This is a genomic window from Actinophytocola sp., from assembly GCF_049647105.1.
Lineage (GTDB): Bacteria > Actinomycetota > Actinomycetes > Mycobacteriales > Pseudonocardiaceae > Actinophytocola.
This window is the reverse complement of the sequence record NZ_JBARWZ010000069.1, coordinates 1-18400: the sequence shown is the minus strand read 5'-3', so window position 1 is coordinate 18400 and position 18400 is coordinate 1. Positions and strand designations below refer to the sequence as shown.

Genomic DNA, 18400 nt, shown 5'->3' with positions numbered 1-18400 from the left:
ACGAGATGGTGTGTCGCGAAACGCCAACTCAGTGGTTCCGAACCGTGGACTCGCGGGTTCCGAAGCGTGGACTCGCGGGTTCTGACGCGGGGGGTCGTGGGGGGCTTGGGGTTAGCCGAAGGCTCTGGTACGCCAAGTGGGCACTTCCGCCGCGGTCAACGCGTCGGCGAAGATTGCTGTTCGGTCTGCTGCTCCGGTCAGGCGTTGGTTGCCGTCCTGGTCCGCGGCGAAGCGGAGTTGGCGGGTGGCGCAGCCGTTGATGCCGTCGTCCGGTACCTGGCCGCCGCCGATGCGGGTGCCGTCGGCGTAGACCGTCAGCTCGCCACTGTCGGTCATCACCACGACCAGGTCCACATATCGACCCGTCGGCACGGTCGCGTTCGTCGTCACGTTCTGGCCGGAGCCGATGAACCGCACCTGGTTCGACGGGGTCAGGTCGATCAGCACGCCGTCGGTCCCAGGGTCGCCGCTGGGCTGGAAGTCGAACAGCCGCCGGTAGGAACCGGACCCGACGACCTTCACCTCCGTCGCGAACGTCGCCTCCTCCAGGTACCCGAGCGACGTGCCTGCCGTGCGCAGGAACGTCTGCCCGCCCAGCACGAGGCCGGTCCCGGACGGCGCGGCCGTGTCGTAGGCCGCCGCCCCGTCGACGGTCGCGTCCCGGTTGTTCGGCGACACGTCGTCGACCACGGCACCCGACCGCGGATCCCACGCCACGACCGTGCCCGTGGCAGGAGTGCACGGCGGCAGCGGTTCGATCCGCACCCCGGTCAGACCGGTGTTGCGCCACCCGTTCCCGGCCAGCACGGCCTGGATCCGCGCCTGGTCGGCCGACCCGGCCGAGGGCGTCACCCGGAACGGGTAGGATCTCGCCTGCCCGCCCGGCAGGGTCGCAAACGCTTGCGAGGCCGGCGACACCGTCCACCCCGGCGGCACGGCCAGCGACAGCGTCGCCGAGGGCACCTCCGGCCCGCGCGACGTCACGGTCACCGACGCGTCGAACGGTGTCGCGTCGACGACCTGCTCCGGCGCGGCCACCGTCACCGAGACCGCCGACGTCGCGACGTAGGTCCGCCCGGCGACCGCGTTGAGCGTGATCTCAGTATCCGCTCGCTGGTGGCGCAGCGGCTTCCCGGTCCGCTGCTCGACGATCTGGTACCGGCCGTCGAACAACGCACTCGACACCCGCAGCGCGCCGCTCTTGCCCGCCTTCAGCGCGATCCGTGTCGGCACACCGCCGGCCCAGTCGGTGTCGACGGTGACGTCGCCGCGTGCCTTCAGCCCCTTCACCGACCCGCTCGCCCAGAAGTCGGGCAGCGCGGGCAGCACGTCCACGACACCGCGGTGGCTCTGCACCAGCATCTCCGCGACCCCGGCGGTGGCACCGAAGTTGCCGTCGATCTGGAACGGCGGGTGCGTGTCCCACAGGTTGTCCAGCGTGCTGGTCTTCAGCAGCTCCGACAGCATCGTGTGCGAGTGGTTGCCGTCGAGCAGCCGCGCCCAGAAGTTGATCTTCCAGGCCTTGCTCCAGCCGGTGCCGCCATCACCGCGCGCGGACAACGACGTCCGCGCGGCGTCGACCAGCGCCGCGTCCTCCCGCGGTGTGATCTGCCGTCCGGGGTGCAGCGCGAACAGGTGCGACACGTGCCGGTGATCGTTGTTCTGGTCGTCCCAGTCGGACTTCCACTCCTGCAGCTGACCCCAGCCGCCGACCCGAAGACCCGGGTCGAGCCGCCCGAGGAATCCGCGCACCTCGTTCGCGAACCCGTTGTCCCCCAACGTGGTTGCCGCTTCCCCGGCGTTGGTGAACAGGTCCCACACGATCTGCTGCGACATCGACGCGCCCGCCGAGAACGGGCCCTGCTCCGGCGAGAAGCTCGGGCTGACGACCAGCTTGCCGTCCCGGGGGTCGGCCACCAGCTCGTCGAACCAGAACTGCGACAACGACTTCAGGATCGGGTACGCCCGCTCCCGCAGGAAGGTCACGTCCTTCGTGAACAGGTAGTGCTCGTAGTAGTGCTGTGCGAGCCACGCACCTGCCTCTGGGAACCAGAACGCCGTCGGCCAGTTGTGGACACCGGTGAAACCGAACGGGTTGGTCTCGTTGTTGACCACCCACCCCCGGTTGCCGTACATGTCCCGCGCGGTCTTCTCCCCCGCGGGCACCATCGAGTCCACGTAGTCGTACAGCGGCGCGGTGGTCTCCGACAGGTTCGTCGTCTCCGCGGGCCAGTAGTTCATCTGCAGGTTGATGTTCACGTGGTAGTCCGCGCTCCACGGCGGCGAGGTGGAGTTGTTCCACACACCCTGCAGGTTCGCGGGCAGCGACCCGTCGCGCGACGAGGAGATCAGCAGGTAGCGGCCGTACTGGAAGTACAGCACCTCCAGCGCCTTCCTGGTCGCCGCCGGAGTGTTCGCGTCGCGGTAGGCACGCAGCAGGTCGTCGGTCGGGACGTCCGGCATCCGCTGGCCGACATCGAGCGCCACCCGGTCGAACAGGCCGCGGTAGTCGGCGACGTGCGCGGAACGCAAGGCGCCGAACGACTTGCCGGCCGCGGCGTCGACCCGGCTCGTCACCGCGCCGTGCGGGTCGGCGGTGCGGTAGGCCGGGTACGCCATCGAGTAGTTCGTGCCCGCGGCGAGGACCAGCGTGACCGCGTTCGCGCCGGACACGGTGACCGTGCCGTTGCTGTTGTCGGTGCGCGTGCCACCCTCGTTGAGCACCCGCACCTGCGACTCGAACCGCATGCCGTTGTCGTTGAGGTTGCCGGAGAACGTGATCCGGCCATCCTGTGCGGTGAACTGCCGCGACCGGTTGTCCGGCGCGGTGATCGACGCGGTGAAGCTGATCCGCCCGGCCTGGCTCGCGGTCAGCCGCGCGACGATCACGTCGTCGGCGGCGGAGGCGAAGTACTCACGCGTGTACGTGACGCCGCCGGAGGCGTAGGTGACACCGGCGACCGCCTCGGCGATGTCGAGGCCGCGCCGGTAGTTCGTGACCGACGGCGGGTTCTGCGGCTGCGCGAGCCGCAGGTCACCGAAGGTCTGGTAGGCACCGAAACCGGTCTTTCCCTGCCCCAGCACCCCCGCGACGTACTCCGGGGCGACCTGCCCCTCGGCGTTGATCCGGTTCTGCACGTCGGCGATCGCGGTGGGCCGAGGCTCGCGCCAGTTGCCGAAGTCGTAGCCGGGTGAGCCGGGACCGCCGGTCCACAGCGACTTCTCGTTGAACTGCAACTGCTCGTTCTGCACGCTGCCGAACGCGCTCATGCCGAGCGCACCGTTGCCGATGGGCAGCGACTTCGACTCCCAGTCGGTCGCGGGCTCGTCGTACCACAGTGTCATGGCCGGGTTGCGGGACTTCTGCGGCGGCGGCGTGCCCTGCGCCGGACTCGACGCCACGAACAGAGCCATGGACAAGACGGTCGCGGCGGCCACGGCTACCGCAAGGAACCGGGACGCTCTCCGTTGAACGCGCATCTTTGCTCATCCCTCGCTGTCACCGATCGACCCTCGAAGGTTAGAGATCGGATGTATTACGCGTCAAGAACGCAAAACTACGCAAGACTTGCATGGTCTTTCGCGATAGGTCATATCTCTGCTGGTGACCCATGTTTAGCCCCCTGTCACGACCGTGGTACTCATCGCGATAACCGGTCGAGGAAGAAGAAATTTTGGGGGCACGTATGGCAATCGACCTCTCGGTGATCTCGAAGCTGACCGACGCGGTGGACGCGTTGAAGGGCTTTGTGGCGAAGGCCGCCGGCGCGGAGGAGAAGGAGGCGGCACCGCGCGGTGCGGTGCCGGAACACTCCGCGGCGGTGCAACTCGCCCGCGACGCACGGAAGAGCTACCAGAAGACCGCGCGCTGGATGCTGGCGGCGTTCGCCGCGGTCGGCGTGCTGATCTTCGGCTCGCTGCCGTTCGCCGGCATCACGGATGTCGAGCTGACGTGGCCGACGAGCCTGTGGCTGATCGGCGGTCTGGTGTTCGCGGTGGTGGGCATCGTGAGCGCGGTGATCGCCGTGTCGCTGGTGAGCGAACCGGAGGACGCGAGCCTCGGTGAGCTGGACTGCGACATGCGCGCGATACAGAAGGTCGACGACAAGGGCTTCGTGTTCGTCAAGGGCAAGCCCGTGATCACCGTCAACAAGCTGCACGCATGGTGGAACCCCCGGCTGCGGAGCCGCATCGAGCTGGCGAACATCCTGCACGGCCCCGAGTCCTCCGCACACCTCGGCCCGAACCTGCAGAGCGGGGACCGGCAGGCGTCGGTCACGGACCTGATCAAACGCCTCGGCGACCTGGAGTCGCGGCACGCGAAGCTGGCGCCGGTGGTGGCGAACCTGACGGTGTCGGTGACGTCGTTCGAGAAGCGGATCGAGGATTTGGGGAAGCTCCTGGTCGAACTGCGGGCCCGCCGCGCAGAGGACTCCTCTGTCGAGAAGGAGATCGGCACGACGTCCGCCATGTACACGGCGGCGGCGGCGAAGCTGGACTCGGAACGTGCCGCCCTGACGACGAAGCAGAAGGAGCTGGCGGAGGTCGACGACCAGCTGAAGCTGTACCAGGACCACCGCGACCTGGTGCTGGCCGAGTCCGGCGTGATGCAGTTGCGTGGCACGTTCCGACTTGCCCGCCGGATCCTCGCGATCGCCGCCGTGCTGACCATGTTCGGCGGCACCGGCTACGCGCTGGCCCTGCCGGGCGCGGCGACGGACGACACGAAGCCCTCGGCCCCCACCCCGAAGCCCACTCCGCCGCCCGCCCCGGCCTACGCGGCCGGGCTTCCCGCGACCGTGTCGATCCACGAGGGCACCCACGCGGCCGATGAGCTGCCGCGCCAGTGCGTGGACCGTCAGCTGGCGGCGGTCTGGGTCGGCGACACACGCGTGCCGCCGACCGCGGGCCCGTTCACCGTGCTGATCACCGACACCGCATGCGTCGGTGAGGTCCGCGTCGCGCGCGGCGAAGGCACCTTCGCGCTGACGCGGTAGGCCTCAGCCTCGTTCGATCAGGTGACCGATCACGTCGGGTCCCGGGTGCGGGGTGCCGGACCCGTCGCGGCGCTTGTCCGTCTCCGGCAGCTCCACCGACGACCCGTTGTTCGACGCACCAGCGGGCCGCGGCCCGACCCACGCGAGGACCAGCCCGGCCTCGCCCTTCAGGAACCGGTGTGTGCGCACACCTCCGGTGGCGCGGCCCTTCGGGGGGTACAGCTCGAACGGCGTGACCTTCACGCTCTGCCCGGTGCAGGTCACCACCATCGGCTCGCCGTGCTCGTCGTCGTCGGTGCGGACCGCGGCGAAGAACACCGCATGGGCGCCCGCGGCCAGGTTGATGCCCGCCATGCCGCCGCCCTTCATGCCCTGCGGCCGCACCAGAGACGCCTCGTACCGCAGCAGTGACGAGTCGGACGACAGGAACACCAGCGTCTCGGCCCCGTCGGTCAGCCAGGTCGCGCCGAGGACCTCGTCGCCGTCCTTCAACGAGATCACGTCGAACTCGTCGGACCGGACCGGCCACTCCGGCGCGCACACCTTGACCACACCGTGCTTCGTGCCGAGCGCGAGCCCCGGCGACCCCTCGGCCCGCTCCCCGAGCGGGGCGATACCGACGAGCTTCTCCCCCTTCTCCAAGGGAACCAGCTCACTCGCCGCCATGCCACCACGCAAGGACACCGTGCCCGCCGCCTCCGGCAGCACCGGCAGCGGCAGCACGTCCGTCTTGAACGCCCGCCCGCGACTCGTCACCAGCAGCACCTGACCACGGGCGGTCGTGTGCACCACGGCCGTCATCGTGTCGTGTTTGGCACGGCCACTGCGTTTGCGTGCCTCGGACGCCTCCTCCGACTCGGCCGCGGTGCGCGCGACCAACCCGGTTGCGGACAGGATCACCTGGCACGGGTCGTCGGCGACCTCGAGGGGACCGGCCGGCTTGGACGCCGCCAGCACCTCCTTGAGGTCACCGTCGATCAGCGCGGTACGCCGCTCCTGACCGAGGTCCTTCACGATCTTCGCCAGCTCGGCGGAGACGAGCTTCTTCAGCACCGACTCGTTCTCGAGGATGTTGGTCAGCTCCGCGATCTCCTTGCGCAGCCGATCCTGCTCCTGCTCCAGCTCCAGCTTGTCGTACCTGGTGAGGCGGCGCAGCGGCGTGTCGAGGATGTAGGTGGCCTGGATCTCGGAGAGCTTGAAGCGCTTCATCAAGCCCTCCTTCGCCGCGGTCGCGTCGTCACTCGCGCGGATCAGCCGGATCACCTTGTCGATGTCCAGCAACGCGATGAGCAGGCCCTCGACGAGGTGCAGGCGCTCCTCCCGCTTGCGGCGGCGGAACTTCGTGCGCCGCGTGACGACGTCGTAGCGGTGCCGAAGGAACACCTCGAGCAGCGCCTTCAGCCCGAGCGTCCTCGGCTGCCCGTCGACGAGCACGAGGTTGTTGATGCCGAACGACTGCTCCATCGGCGTGAGCCGGTACAGGTCGGCCAGCAACGCCTGCGGGTTCACACCGACCTTGCACTCGATCACCACGCGGGTGCCGTTCTCGCGGTCGGTGAGGTCCTTGACGTCCGCGATCCCGGTGAGCCGCTTGGACTTCGTCACCTCGTCGGTGATCTTCTCGATGATCTTCTCCGGCCCGACGGCGTAGGGCAGCTCGACGATCGTGATCGCCTGCCGCCCCCGGCTGCCTTCCAGCAACCCGATCTCGACCTTCGCGCGCATGCGCACCACACTGCGGCCGGTCTCGTAGGCGCGCCGCACCTCGTCGAGACCGAGCAACATGCCGCCGGTCGGCAGGTCCGGTCCCGGCACGAACTCCATGAGCTTGTCGAGCGAGGCGTCCGGGTGGTGGATCAGCCACCGCGCCGCCCCGATCACCTCGGTGAGGTTGTGCGGGATCATGTTGGTTGCCATGCCGACCGCGATGCCCGACGTCCCGTTCACCAGCAGGTTCGGGAACGCGGCGGGCAGTACCGACGGCTCGTCGAGCGACCCGTCGTAGTTGGGCCGGAAGTCGACGGTGTCCTCACCCAGCTCCCCCACGAGGAGCATCGACTCGTGCGACAGCCGCGATTCGGTGTATCGCGACGCGGCCGGTCCATCGTCCGGGCTACCAAAGTTGCCGTGCCCGTCGACCAGCGGCGCGTTCATCGAGAAGTCCTGCGCCAGCCGCACCATCGCGTCGTAGATGGCGCTGTCGCCGTGCGGGTGGTACTTGCCCATCACGTCGCCGACCACGCGGGACGACTTCACGTACGCGTGGGTCGGCCGGTAGCCGTTCTCGTTCATCGAGTACAGGATCCGGCGGTGCACCGGCTTGAGACCGTCCCGCGCGTCGGGCAGCGCGCGGGAGTGGATCACCGAGTACGCGTACTCCAGGTAGGAGTCCTCGATCTCGGTCTTGAGCGGGTTGTCGAAAACCTGGGCGCCAGCCCTGTCGAACGCGCCTGGATCGACCTTGGTCGACGATGGGCCCTTGCGGCGTGCCATTTCCTGTTGCTCTCTCTCAGATGTCGATCGCCGACTGGTCCACCCGCACCGAGGACTCCACCAGCCACGCGCGCCTCGGTTCGACCTTCTCGCCCATCAGCAGCTCAAGCGCCTGCTCCGCGGCCTCGACGTCGTCGAGGGTGATGCGCCGCACCGAGCGCGTGGCCGGGTTCATCGTGGTGTCCCACAGCTCCTCGGCGTCCATCTCACCGAGCCCCTTGAACCGCGGCACCGGGGTGACGACCTGCTTGCCTGCCTTCTCCAGCGCGGCGAGCTTCGTCTCCATCTCGCGCTGCGAGAACGTGAAGTGCGTCTCCGGGTTGCGGCCCCTGGTGGTGATCTTGTGCAGCGGCGGCATCGCCGCGTACAGCCTGCCGTCCTCGATCACCGGGCGCATGTACCTGGCGAACAACGTGATCAGCAGCGTCCGGATGTGCGAACCGTCGACGTCCGCGTCCGCCATCAGGATCACGCGCCCGTACCGCATGGTCGTCAGGTCGAACGTCCGCCCCGAACCCGCCCCGAGCACCTGCACGATCGACGCGATCTCCACGTTGCGCAGGGTGTCGGCGAGACTCGCCTTCTGGACGTTGAGAATCTTGCCACGTAAGGGAAGCAGCGCCTGGTACTCGGACACGCGCGCCATTCGCGCACTGTTGTGTACGAACACCCCTGCCTCGAGCGCGAAGTTGTGGTACCCGTCCACGGTCAGGTCGTAGACGTCGGCGGTCTCCTCGAGTGGCTCCACCGCCACGACCGCGTGGTTGACCATCCGTGCGGCGTCTCGCAGACGGGCGTAGTTGCCGTCGAAATGAGCGATGAGGCTGTCGAACCGCAGGCCGGTTCGCGCGGTGCGCATCCGTTCCGCGTCGTATGCGGCACCGAGCTCCGCGTCGGACAACCGCGGGAGCGCCGAGACACGCCTGAGCGCCGCCAGCCTGCGGCCGTTGTTCTGCAGAGCGACCCGCTCCGCACGCGGCACCGACTCGACGTACTTGCGCCTGCCCTCCTGGACCTTCGCCAAGTGACCCGTGGCCGGATCCGCCATGCGCAGCTTCATGCGTACCGAGTGGCGCGTACCGAACTCCGGGTTGTCGCGGTGCCACGCCCGCACCGCGCCGCGCTGCCGAGCCCGCTCAGCGGGATCTGCGAACTGCGCGATCGTCGCCTGCCTGCGCCAGCTCAACAGGGCTTCGTCCCGCCGTTGCTCTCGGGAGCGTGCGCTCCACTCAGCCCGGCGAGCTGGGTCGGCGAAGAACGCCCGCACTCGTTCGGCCGCGGCCGCCCGGTGCTCAGGGTGCGCCCAGTAGTCGGCCTGCACCTCACGCAGCCGTTCGGCGTAGGCGGCGAGCTCGTCCTCGCTCAGCGATGCGTACCAGTCCTGGAAACCCTGCTCGATTCTCTCGCGGAACTCCGGATCCGCGTTGCGAGCCGCGAGCCGGGCGAGGCAGGCCGCCCGGAACTCCGGGTCCTTCCACTGACCGGACAGCATCGCGGACTTGAACTCGAGGCCGCCATCGCGGAGCCATGCGCGATAGCCCTCGTGCACGTGCTCACCCATCATCGCCGCGTGCAAGGCAGCATGGTCGTCCCACGTCATCCGCTTGATGTTGCGCGGGTCGTTGTTGCGCTTGTTCACATCCACGTGGTGACGAACGGAACCATTGTCGGCGCTGTCCGAGCCATGTCGCAGGTTGTGGGCATCCGCCAGGTAGTGGGTGTAGACCCACTCCTCACGGTCGTTCATCCAGACGCGCTCGTACCCGTCCAGCTTCTCCCCGGCGGAACGGGCCGACACCGAGCGGTACAGCGGCATCAGCGAGTCGCCCGCGGCGAGTTGGTCCGCGCGCCGGTACGAGCCGTCACGGAGCCGGAACAGGTGATCTGGTGTACACCGCACCGATTCGCCGTTGTCCAGGGTCACCCGGACAAGCGCGGCGTTCTGCTTGGTGAGCCGCGGCTCGACGAGCGGAGCCACGACGACCCGCCCGGCCTTGTTGGTCGTGTAACCGAAGTGTGTGACGCCATTTTGCCAGTCCGCCGCCAGATCGGCGAAGGACCGGCTCTCGCCGGAGGCGAGCGCGACCATCGTGTCGCCGGTGAAGCAGCCGAGTGCGCTGTCGCCTTCCACGAGGAACAGCTCACTGCGGTTGATGCCGGTGGAGCGGCAGTCGACGAGCTTGGGCGGCATGGCCGCGCCCTCGAGGGCGGTCTTGCGGCGGGCGGCGTCCTTCTGCTGCTTCTGGGTGAGTCGCACACGCGAGGCGTCGACCACCTTCTGCAGCACGGTCTTCGCCTCGGTCTTGGTCCTGCGGTTCTCCGTCCACGCGCGGATCTCACCCTCCACGATGGACTGCAGCACCTTCGTGATGCCCGCGGTGGACAGCTCGTCCTTGGTCTGCGAGGTGAACTGCGGCTCTGGCAGGCGGACATGCACGATCGCGGTCATGCCCTCCTCAACGTCCTCGACCGTCGGCGGGTCCTCCTTGGGCTTGAGCAGCCCACGGGTCTTGGCGATGGCCTCGTTGACGGCCTTGACCACCGCGCGGTCGAACCCGCGGCGGTGGGTGCCGCCGTGCACGTTCCTGATCGTGTTGGTGAAGCACTCGATGGTGCGCTCGTAGCCGGTGCCCCACCGCATCGCGATCTCGACCTCGGCGAGCCGCTCCACTTTGGACTGCATGACGCCGTTCTCGTCAGCGGCGTTCTCCCGGTAGGTGCCCGTGCCGTTGATCATGATGGTGCCCGACACCGGCTTGTCCGCCGTCGGCGTCAGGAACTCCACCATGTCGGCGAGACCGTTGGGGTAGTGGAAGATCTCCTCGTCGATCGCGCCCTCGGTGGCGTTGCGCAGCACGTAGGAGACGCCGGGCACGAGGAACGCGGTGTTGCGTAGCTTCGCCCGCACGGCCTCGATGTCCATGACGGCGGAGTTCTCGAAGTACCGCTGGTCGTGCCAGTAGCGGATGGACGTGCCGGTCGACTCGCCGCGCTTCATCCGCCGGACGACGGTCAGCCCGGACTTCTTGGTGAACTTGGCCTTCGGGCCCGCGTCTGCGAACTCGCCGGGTATGCCGTGCGCGAACGACATCTGGTGGACCTTGCCGTCCTGCTTGACGGTGATGTCGAAGCGGTGGGACAGCGCGTTGACCGCGGAGGCGCCGACGCCGTGGAGGCCGCCGGAGGTCTTGTAGCCGGAGCCGCCGAACTTGCCGCCCGCGTGCAGGCGGGTGAGCACCAGTTCGACACCGGACAATCCGGACTTGGTGTGGACGCCGGTGGGGATGCCGCGACCGTCGTCGTCGACCTGGACACTGCCGTCGGCGTGCAGAGTGACCACGACGCGGCTCGCGTGCCCGGCGATGCCCTCGTCGGTCGAGTTGTCCACGATCTCGTTGAAGAGATGGTTGATGCCCCGGCTGTCCGTCGAGCCGATGTACATCCCCGGCCGCTTCCGCACCGCCTCGAGGCCCTCGAGGTGGGTCAGATCGTCGGCACCGTAAAAGGTTCCCGCAGTCACTTCTGGTCGTCTCCCGATTCATGGCGCGCCCGTGCGACCACCCGCCTCAGGCGTCCACCACCGTAGGAGAGCGTATCCGCTACCCCCGACAACCCCCCGTATTTGACCGATCGGTCGCCCTGCGTGAGGTCCGATCAGCCGACCGCGAGGAGTGTCATGAGGTGCTGACACGGGACGTCCCCGAACTCCCGTGCCTGGTCATGACCCTGCGTGCGCAGTGCGCGATCCCAGGTGAGTGCTCGTGCGACTTTCACCACCCAGCATGCCAGCCCCAGCGCGGCGACGAGCGCCCGGTGCGGGCACGAGACCACGCCACGCCGCCAGGCAGGCGCCGCGGATACGCCGGACGGCGGGATCGCGCCGCTCCGCCTCCAGCCACGGGCGAGCCGGCACCTATCGCCTCATTGTCCTTTTTGGACAGCTAAGCAATAGGTGCGCTGACCAGGCATAACCACACGATCCGGTGATGGGCCTGGCAACTTCCGCCACACCCACATACGGTGGACATATGTTCGATTCAATCGCGCCAGAAGTCCACGAGGAGCTCACTCAGCTCCTGCGCCCGCTCGACCTGGGGCATGTGCCCGGTGTCCCGGAACAGGTGGACCCGCGCGTGTGGCAACAAGGTCCTGGCCGCCTCGAGGTGGGCGGCGGGCAGGATCAGGTCCCGGTCCCCCCAGACCACCAACGTCGGCACCTCGGCCGCGGCGACGGCCGTGAGCAGCTCGTCCCGCCAGGCCTGCCGCACCCCGCGCACACTGCCGAGGTTGCGCGTGAGGTCGAGCATGACCCGCGCCCCGTGCGGTCGCGTGGCGATCCGGTACCCGTACTCGATCCGGTCGTCGGTCACGTGCGTCTGGTCGACGTACAACGACCGCTCCACCTGCCGCGCCCCGGCCCGCGATGGCCGCAACAGCAACGCGGCCAGCCCCCGGACCGCCAGCAGTCGCAAGGCGATCGTGACTTCCTTGCCGAATCCGGCGCTGTTGACGAGGGCCAGCGTGCGCACCCGCTCCGGCGACTGCACGGAGAGCCGCATGGCGACCGCACCCCCGAGCGAGTTACCGACAACGTGCGCCGGCTCGGTCACGCCGACCGCGTCGAGGAAGTGTTCGACGAAGTCGGCGAGCGCCTGGAGGCTGTACCGGCCCGGCAGAGGATCGGAGCCACCGAAACCTGCGAAATCCACGCTGTAGACCTGGAAACGGTCGGAGAGGAGTTCGTGCTGAGCCGTCCAGTCGGTGTGCGTACGAGCGATTCCGTGCAGGAGCACGACGGGGTCACCTGCGCCGTCGACGCGGTATCGGGTTCGCAGGCCGTTGACTTGCACGTCGGGCATTGGCGGTCCTTGGTGGGGTGAGTGCGGGCTTGGGGCGGGCTGGGACTGGCAGGTGGGTGGCGGCTCCGACCACCGCGGTTCCTGCCGGGCGATCCACCGGGCGGTCTGCCTGGCGACTCGATTGGGCCTCTCTCCCGAGCCACTGCCAACCCCACCGGGTCTCCGGTCCCCACCGGCCTCCGGTCCGCCACCGGGCCTCCGGTCGACCCGGACCTCCGATCGAGCCGGGCCTTCGGCCGAAGGCCCGGCGCGAGTCCCCTGCTTTCCTGTCCCCCAAGGAGAAACCGTCATGTGGTAGTCATTACGCGGGCTGGCGATCCGTGGTCTCCACCCGGTCGAAGCGCACGTCGTCGTCCACGGGGCCGCGGCGCATCAGGTACACGTCCCTCGGGTAGTTCTGGTGCAGGCGCCACGGGGCGGCCGGGCCCTGCTTGGGCAGCTTCTCCAGGCTGCGCAGCACATAACCCGACTTCAGGTCGATCAGCGGCACCATGTCGACCTCCGGGTCGGCGAGTACCGGGGTCGCCACCTGGTAGTCGTGTGCGGCCATGTGGTTCAGCAGGCGGCACACGTACCCGGCCACCAGGTCGGCCTTCAGCGTCCACGACGCGTTCGTGTAGCCGATGGTCAGTGCGAAGTTCGGCACCCCGGACAGCATCATGCCCTTGTACGCCACGGTCTCGCCCAGCTCGACCGGCCTGCCGTCGACCGTCAGGGTCATGCCGCCCGCCGCCAGGACGTTCAGGCCCGTGGCGGTGACGATGATGTCGGCTTCCAGCTCCTCGCCGGACTTCATGCGCAGGCCGGTCTCGGTGAACGTGTCGATGGCGCCGGTGACGATCGACGCTCGGCCCGAGCGCAGGGCCTTGAACAGGTCGCCGTCCGGGACGAAGCACATGCGCTGGTCCCACGGGTCGTACGTGGGCGCGAAGTGGGTGTCCACGTCGTAGCCCGCCGGCATCTGGGACAGGACGCCCTTGCGCAGCAGGGACTTCATGACCTTCGGCGCGCGGCGGGACAGCTGGAAGCCGAACATCGCCATCAGTACGTTCTTCCAGCGCAGTGCCGGGAACAGCAGCTTTGGCGGGACCTTGCCGATCAGCTTGTCCGCGATGACATCCTTGCCGGGCAACGAAAGCACGTAGCTCGGCGAGCGTTGCACCATCGTCACGTGCTCGGCCGTTGGCGCCATCGACGGCACCAGGGTGATCGCGGTGGCGCCGCTGCCGATGACGACCACACGCTTGCCCGTGTAGTCGAGGTCCTGCGGCCAGTGCTGCGGGTGCACGATCCGGCCCTTGAAGTCCGCCACACCTTCGAAATCCGGGGTGAAGCCCTTGTCGTAGCGGTAGTAGCCGGAGCACACATACAGGAAGGAGCACGTCAGGGTCACGACCTCGGCAACGTCCGCCGCTGTGCGCTCGGCCGTTACCGTCCAGCGGGCATTCGTGCTGGACCACTCCGCGGCGATCACCTTGTGACGGAAGCGGATACGGGAGTCCACGTCGTACTCGCGGGCGGTGCGGCGGACGTACTCGCGGATCGCGTCGCCGTCGGCGATGGCCTTCGCCTCCTTCCAGGGGCTGAAGGAGTAGCCGAGCGTGAACATGTCCGAGTCCGACCGGACCCCCGGGTAACGGAACAGGTCCCACGTGCCGCCGATGGCGTCACGGGCCTCGAAGACCGCGAAAGTCCGGTCCGGACTGCGCTCACGCAGGTGACAAGCGGCGCCGATGCCGGAAAGACCGGCGCCCACGATCAGGACATCGACGTGCTCCGTTGCCATGCCAGCACGCTATCGACACGGTGTCGACTCAGTCAACACACTGTTGATAACGTGGTGGCATGCCAGCCGCCGCCGCTCGTCCTGCCCGTGGCCGTCGAGCGTCGCGTCCCACCGGCGACGACCGGGAGCACGCGATCCTCGCGACCGCGGAACGGCTGCTCGGCGGCCGGGCACTGCGCGACATCTCGATCGACGACCTCGCGAAGGGCGCGGGCATCTCGCGGCCGACGTTCTACTTCTACTTCCGTTCCAAGGAAGCCGTACTGCTGGCGCTCCTGGACCGGGTGGTGCACGAGGCGGACGCGGCCTCGACCATCGTGCCCGACAGCGACCTGGCCGCCGACCCGCCACGCTTCTGGCGGGAGGTGATCTCGGCGTTCTACCGGACGTTCCGCGACCACCGGGCGGTCACGCTGGCGGCCGCGGAAGCCCGGTGCACCAACGAGGAAGTGCGCACGCTGTGGGCGTCGGTGATGGCGGCCTGGACCGACCGCGCGGCCGCCGCGATCGAGAGCGAGCGGGCCCGTGGCGCGGCTCCTCCCGGGTTGCCCGCCCGCGATCTGGCGATCGCGCTCAGCACGATGAACGAGCGGTCGATACACGCGCTTCTCGCCGGTGACGAACCGGCGCTGGCGGAGCCCGAGGTAGTCACCGTGCTGCACACGATCTGGCTGAACGCGATCTACCAGACCACGTCACCCGCACCGGTGGTTTGACGCGCTCCTGGCGGGGGCAGCCAACTCTCATGCTGCACATCACGCCGGAGGCAGGCCTGACCATACGCAAGCTCGTCGACTCCCAGGGTGTCGGCACGGACGGCGGCCTGCGCGTGGAGGCACACGTGGACGAGCCGGACCTCGCGATGTCGGTGGCCGCCCTGCCGGACGACACGGACCTCGTGGTCACCGAGGAAACCACCGGCGCACGCGTACTGCTGGACACGGTGACCGCCGACTACGTCGACGACAAGACCCTGGACGTGGCCGACACAGTCGAGAGCACCGCGCGCTTCACGCTGACCAACCAGGGCATCTCCCAGGACTGAGCCGCGGATCCACGCGTGTCTCGCGACCGCTTGACGCCGTAAGCTACGTACATTAGCTTTTGAGCTATGCAAGGTAGCGAACATGCCTAGGGCCGGTCTCTCCCCGGCGGCGGTGGTGGACGCGGCACTGGCCGTGGTCGATGAGCACGGCGTCGACGCACTCACCCTGGCGGCCGTCGCGCAGCGCACGGGGGTGGCGACGCCGTCCCTGTACAAACACGTCGCCGGGCTCGGCGACCTGCGCACGCTGCTCGGCGCCCGCGTCATCGACGACATGGCCGACGACTTCACGAAGGCCGTCCTGGGCCGCAGCGGCGACGACGCCGTCACCGCGCTCCTGCACGCCTACCGCGACTACGTGCGCCGCCATCCCGCCCGGTACGCGGCGATGCCGCTCGACCCCCTCCACGACCCGGCCCTCGCCGCGCCGGGCAGCAAACTCATGGAAGTCGTGCTCGCCGCACTGCGCGCCTACGGCCTGACCGGCTCCGACGCCATCCACGCCACCCGCTGCCTGCGTGCCGTCGCGCACGGCTTCAGCTCGCTGGAGGCGGGCGGCGGGTTCGGCCTGCCGGAAGACCTCGACCAGTCCTACGACCAGCTCGTCACCGCAGTCCTCACCACGCTCAGACCGGAGTGATCCCATGCCCAGAATCGCGCTCGCCGTCGCCGGTGTGCTGTTCCTGCTCTACCCCGTCGTCCGGCCGTGGGAGGACGAGACCACCGCCGCCGGGGCCCACGCCGCCATGTCCTCCGGCGCGTGGGTCGCCTCCCACCTCTTCGCCATGATCGGGTTCATCCTCGTCGGGCTCGCCCTGCTCGGCTTGCGGGACCTGGTCGGCACCACACCGGTCGCCGTCATGTGGGCGGGCGCGGGGCTGACCCTCACCTACTACGGCGCCGAGGACTTCGGCCTGCACGCGGCCGCCTCCACCGCGGGCACCGACCTGCTCGCCGTCGCCGAGGCCACCCGCTACCAGCCGGTCGCGGTCACCGCGTTCGGCATCGGGCTGGTCCTGCTCGCGGTCGGTGCCGTGCTCGTCGGCCGTGCGATCGGACGGCCGAGCGCGTGGGTGTTCGCGGCCGGGTTCGTGCTCTTCCTGCCGCAGTTCTTCACCCCGGCACCGGTCCGGATCGCACACGGTGTCCTGATGCTGGCCGGCCTGATGTGGCTCGCCGCCGACCTGCGCGTGCGGACCGACGAGAGGGCGCTAACCCGCCAGGGCGCCGCGTAGCGACCGGTACAGCAGCGCGGCATCGCCGAGGCGGTGCCGCAGCTGTCGTTCCAGACCACCGATCGGCACCAGGTTCTGCGGCGCGCGGGGATCCTTGTGCGGGGCGCTGGCCAGCGACGGCAACACGGTCGCGGTCATGTCGGCCAGCGCGATCGCGTCCTGCGGCGGCAGGTCGGCCGAGCACTCCAGCCGCACGATCGCCGACCACGGCACCCGCGTCGCACCCGGCAGGCGCAGGTACCAGGACATCCGCTCCCACGACGTGCCCATCCGGAACACCGGGCTCCGCTGTCCCGGTCCGAGCGAAGCCACCACCTTCACCTGCTCGGCCTGCAGGTAGGACTTCTGGTGCGTCTTGACGTACCCGACCGTCCTCGGCAGGTGCGTGCGGCCACGCAGCGGACCGTCGACCACCAGCAGGTCGTCCTCCACGCCAGAGTGCTCGCGCCACAGGTTCGCGAGCTCCACCTCCAGCTCGGACATCCGCCGGTTCACCCCGAGCGTCAGCTTGTCGAGGCCACCGGTGGTGCGGTGGAAGGAGTACTTGGCGTGTGCGGTCTTGAGGTCGTCGCCCTCCTCCGCGAACAACCCCCGGTCGACGCGGACATCGACGACCTGGGCGGCGCCGTCACACCGGACGAGCCCGGCCGCGACCGAGGCCACGACGCCGGGCAGCGGTTCCGGACCGTCGCCGTGCCGCCAGATCCGCGCGTCGATCCGCTGCACGCCGTCGAGGAAGAGCACCGAGCCCGGCAGCGGACCGTCGGCGGGAGTCAGCGGGCGCCACGCCGAGGCGGGCAGTTCGACGTCGACGTCGAGGCGGGCGGACGACTCGCGGCCGTCCAGCTCGTCCCCGCGCGCCACGCCGTAGCCCGGGTCCCACGGGTCGACGGTGTACGCGGGCGGCGACAGCAGTCCTGTCATGAGTGCCGCCGATTCGCTCCGCAAGCTCCGCTCATGAAACGCACCATCACACCTCGACGCGCTTCAGTCGCGACGACGCGCCGTCTCGGGTGACCGCGAACTGGACCGGCACCCGTTCCGCCAGGGCAGGGACGTGGGTGACGATGCCCACCATCCGGTCGGTCTCCGACGCGAGCCGCTCCAGTGTGGCCGCGACCGTGTCGAGTGTGGACTCGTCGAGGGTGCCGAATCCCTCGTCGAGGAACATCGAGCTGAGGTCGCGCTTCCCGCCCGACAGGTCAACGACCTGGTGCGACAGCGCCAGTGCCAGCGCGAGCGACGCCTGGAACGTCTCCCCGCCGGACAGCGTGTTCACCGGCCGCGTGGTGCCCGCGTCGTTGTGGTCGAGCACGACGAGGTCGTTGCGGGCGTCGCGGTGCAGCTCGTACTGCCCGCCCGAGAGCTGCATGAGGATCTCCGACGCCTCGGCCACCAGCGACTCGAGTGCCTCCGCGCACAGCCACGCCTCGAAACCGTTGGACTTCAACAGGTTCCCGAGCATGCGGGCGACCTGCTCCTCCTCGCGGCACTGCTCGACCTCGGTAGCGAGCGACGCCGACCGGGACCGCTTCTCCGCCAGTTCAGCAAGATCGCGCCGAGCCCCTTCCACCGCACGCCCGAGCACCACGTCGGGCTTCTCCCGGTCGGGCAGCGGCACCCCGTGCTCGCTCAGCAGGCGCGCCACCTCGGCGCGGGCCGTGGTGCCCTCGCCCGCGAGGTCGCGTTCGGCCTGGTCCAGCTCGCTCGCCCGGTCCGCCATGGCGGACTTCTGCTCGCCTGCCCAGGTCAGCAGGCTCTGCCAGGCCCCACCGAGGTCGGTCCCGTCGACCGGCGGCACGCCGAGCGCCACGAACCGGTCGCGGCCGGCCCGCAGCGTGGCCCACGCCCGCTGCTCCTCGTCCCCGAGCGCGGTCCGCTCCTTCTGCGCGTCCTCCTCGGCGCGGCGCGCGGACCTGGCGCGGGTGCGGGCGCGGTCCACGGCGGCGTCGGCGGCCTCGCGCTTCTCCATCGCCGCCTCGACC

At 69.3% G+C, this 18400-nt stretch carries 12 protein-coding genes; 5 read left to right on the top strand and 7 right to left on the bottom strand.

What is annotated here, in order from left to right:
• Positions 1-111: 111 nt before the first annotated feature.
• Complete coding sequence (locus WBA97_RS08830; protein ID WP_424230234.1) at positions 112-3414, bottom strand: glycosyl hydrolase family 95 catalytic domain-containing protein; 3303 nt, start codon at positions 3412-3414, stop codon at positions 112-114.
• Between the two features lie 272 nt (positions 3415-3686).
• On the opposite strand from WBA97_RS08830, the gene WBA97_RS08825 reads away from it, so the two are divergent.
• A complete protein-coding gene (locus tag WBA97_RS08825) occupies positions 3687-4997 on the top strand; it encodes a hypothetical protein (protein ID WP_424230233.1) in 1311 nt (436 codons plus the stop codon).
• 3 nt (positions 4998-5000) lie between these two features.
• Here WBA97_RS08825 and WBA97_RS08820 read toward each other — a convergent pair whose 3' ends face one another.
• The 4 genes from WBA97_RS08820 to WBA97_RS08805 all read right to left on the bottom strand — a co-directional run bounded on the left by WBA97_RS08820 (position 5001) and on the right by WBA97_RS08805 (position 14135).
• Positions 5001-7490: a DNA gyrase/topoisomerase IV subunit A gene (locus WBA97_RS08820; RefSeq protein WP_424230232.1), complete on the bottom strand. Its 2490-nt coding sequence runs from the start codon at positions 7488-7490 to the stop codon at positions 5001-5003.
• 16 nt (positions 7491-7506) lie between these two features.
• Positions 7507-11010 carry an ATP-binding protein gene (locus tag WBA97_RS08815; protein WP_424230231.1) on the bottom strand — a complete coding sequence of 1168 codons (3504 nt, stop codon included), beginning with the start codon at positions 11008-11010 and terminating at the stop codon, positions 7507-7509.
• Positions 11011-11527: 517 nt separating this feature from the next.
• Complete coding sequence (locus tag WBA97_RS08810; protein WP_424230230.1) at positions 11528-12349, bottom strand: alpha/beta fold hydrolase; 822 nt, start codon at positions 12347-12349, stop codon at positions 11528-11530.
• A gap of 301 nt (positions 12350-12650) precedes the next feature.
• Positions 12651-14135, bottom strand: a complete 1485-nt coding sequence (locus WBA97_RS08805; RefSeq protein ID WP_424230229.1) for a flavin-containing monooxygenase — start codon at positions 14133-14135, stop codon at positions 12651-12653.
• Between the two features lie 59 nt (positions 14136-14194).
• Here WBA97_RS08805 and WBA97_RS08800 point away from each other — a divergent pair, with 59 nt between their 5' ends.
• From WBA97_RS08800 to WBA97_RS08785, 4 genes are all read left to right on the top strand, one after another.
• Complete coding sequence (locus WBA97_RS08800) at positions 14195-14851, top strand: TetR/AcrR family transcriptional regulator (protein WP_424230228.1); 657 nt, start codon at positions 14195-14197, stop codon at positions 14849-14851.
• A 29-nt stretch (positions 14852-14880) separates the two neighbouring features.
• Positions 14881-15180, top strand: coding sequence for a hypothetical protein (locus tag WBA97_RS08795; protein WP_424230227.1), 300 nt, complete (start codon positions 14881-14883; stop codon positions 15178-15180).
• 82 nt (positions 15181-15262) lie between these two features.
• A complete protein-coding gene (locus WBA97_RS08790; RefSeq protein WP_424230226.1) occupies positions 15263-15820 on the top strand; it encodes a WHG domain-containing protein in 558 nt (185 codons plus the stop codon).
• Between the two features lie 4 nt (positions 15821-15824).
• A complete protein-coding gene (locus WBA97_RS08785) occupies positions 15825-16415 on the top strand; it encodes a hypothetical protein (RefSeq protein ID WP_424230225.1) in 591 nt (196 codons plus the stop codon).
• Here the strand turns inward: WBA97_RS08785 and WBA97_RS08780 are convergent.
• Both WBA97_RS08780 and WBA97_RS08775 read right to left on the bottom strand, forming a co-directional pair.
• The gene (locus WBA97_RS08780) at positions 16392-17339 is read right to left on the bottom strand and encodes a DNA double-strand break repair nuclease NurA (protein ID WP_424230224.1); all 948 of its coding nucleotides are present in this window, start codon (positions 17337-17339) and stop codon (positions 16392-16394) included. The two genes, WBA97_RS08785 and WBA97_RS08780, sit on opposite strands and share 24 nt — an antisense overlap.
• Before the next feature lie 46 nt (positions 17340-17385).
• Positions 17386-18400, bottom strand: a 1015-nt coding sequence (locus WBA97_RS08775) for an SbcC/MukB-like Walker B domain-containing protein (RefSeq protein WP_424230223.1), incomplete at its 5' end; no start/stop codon positions are given.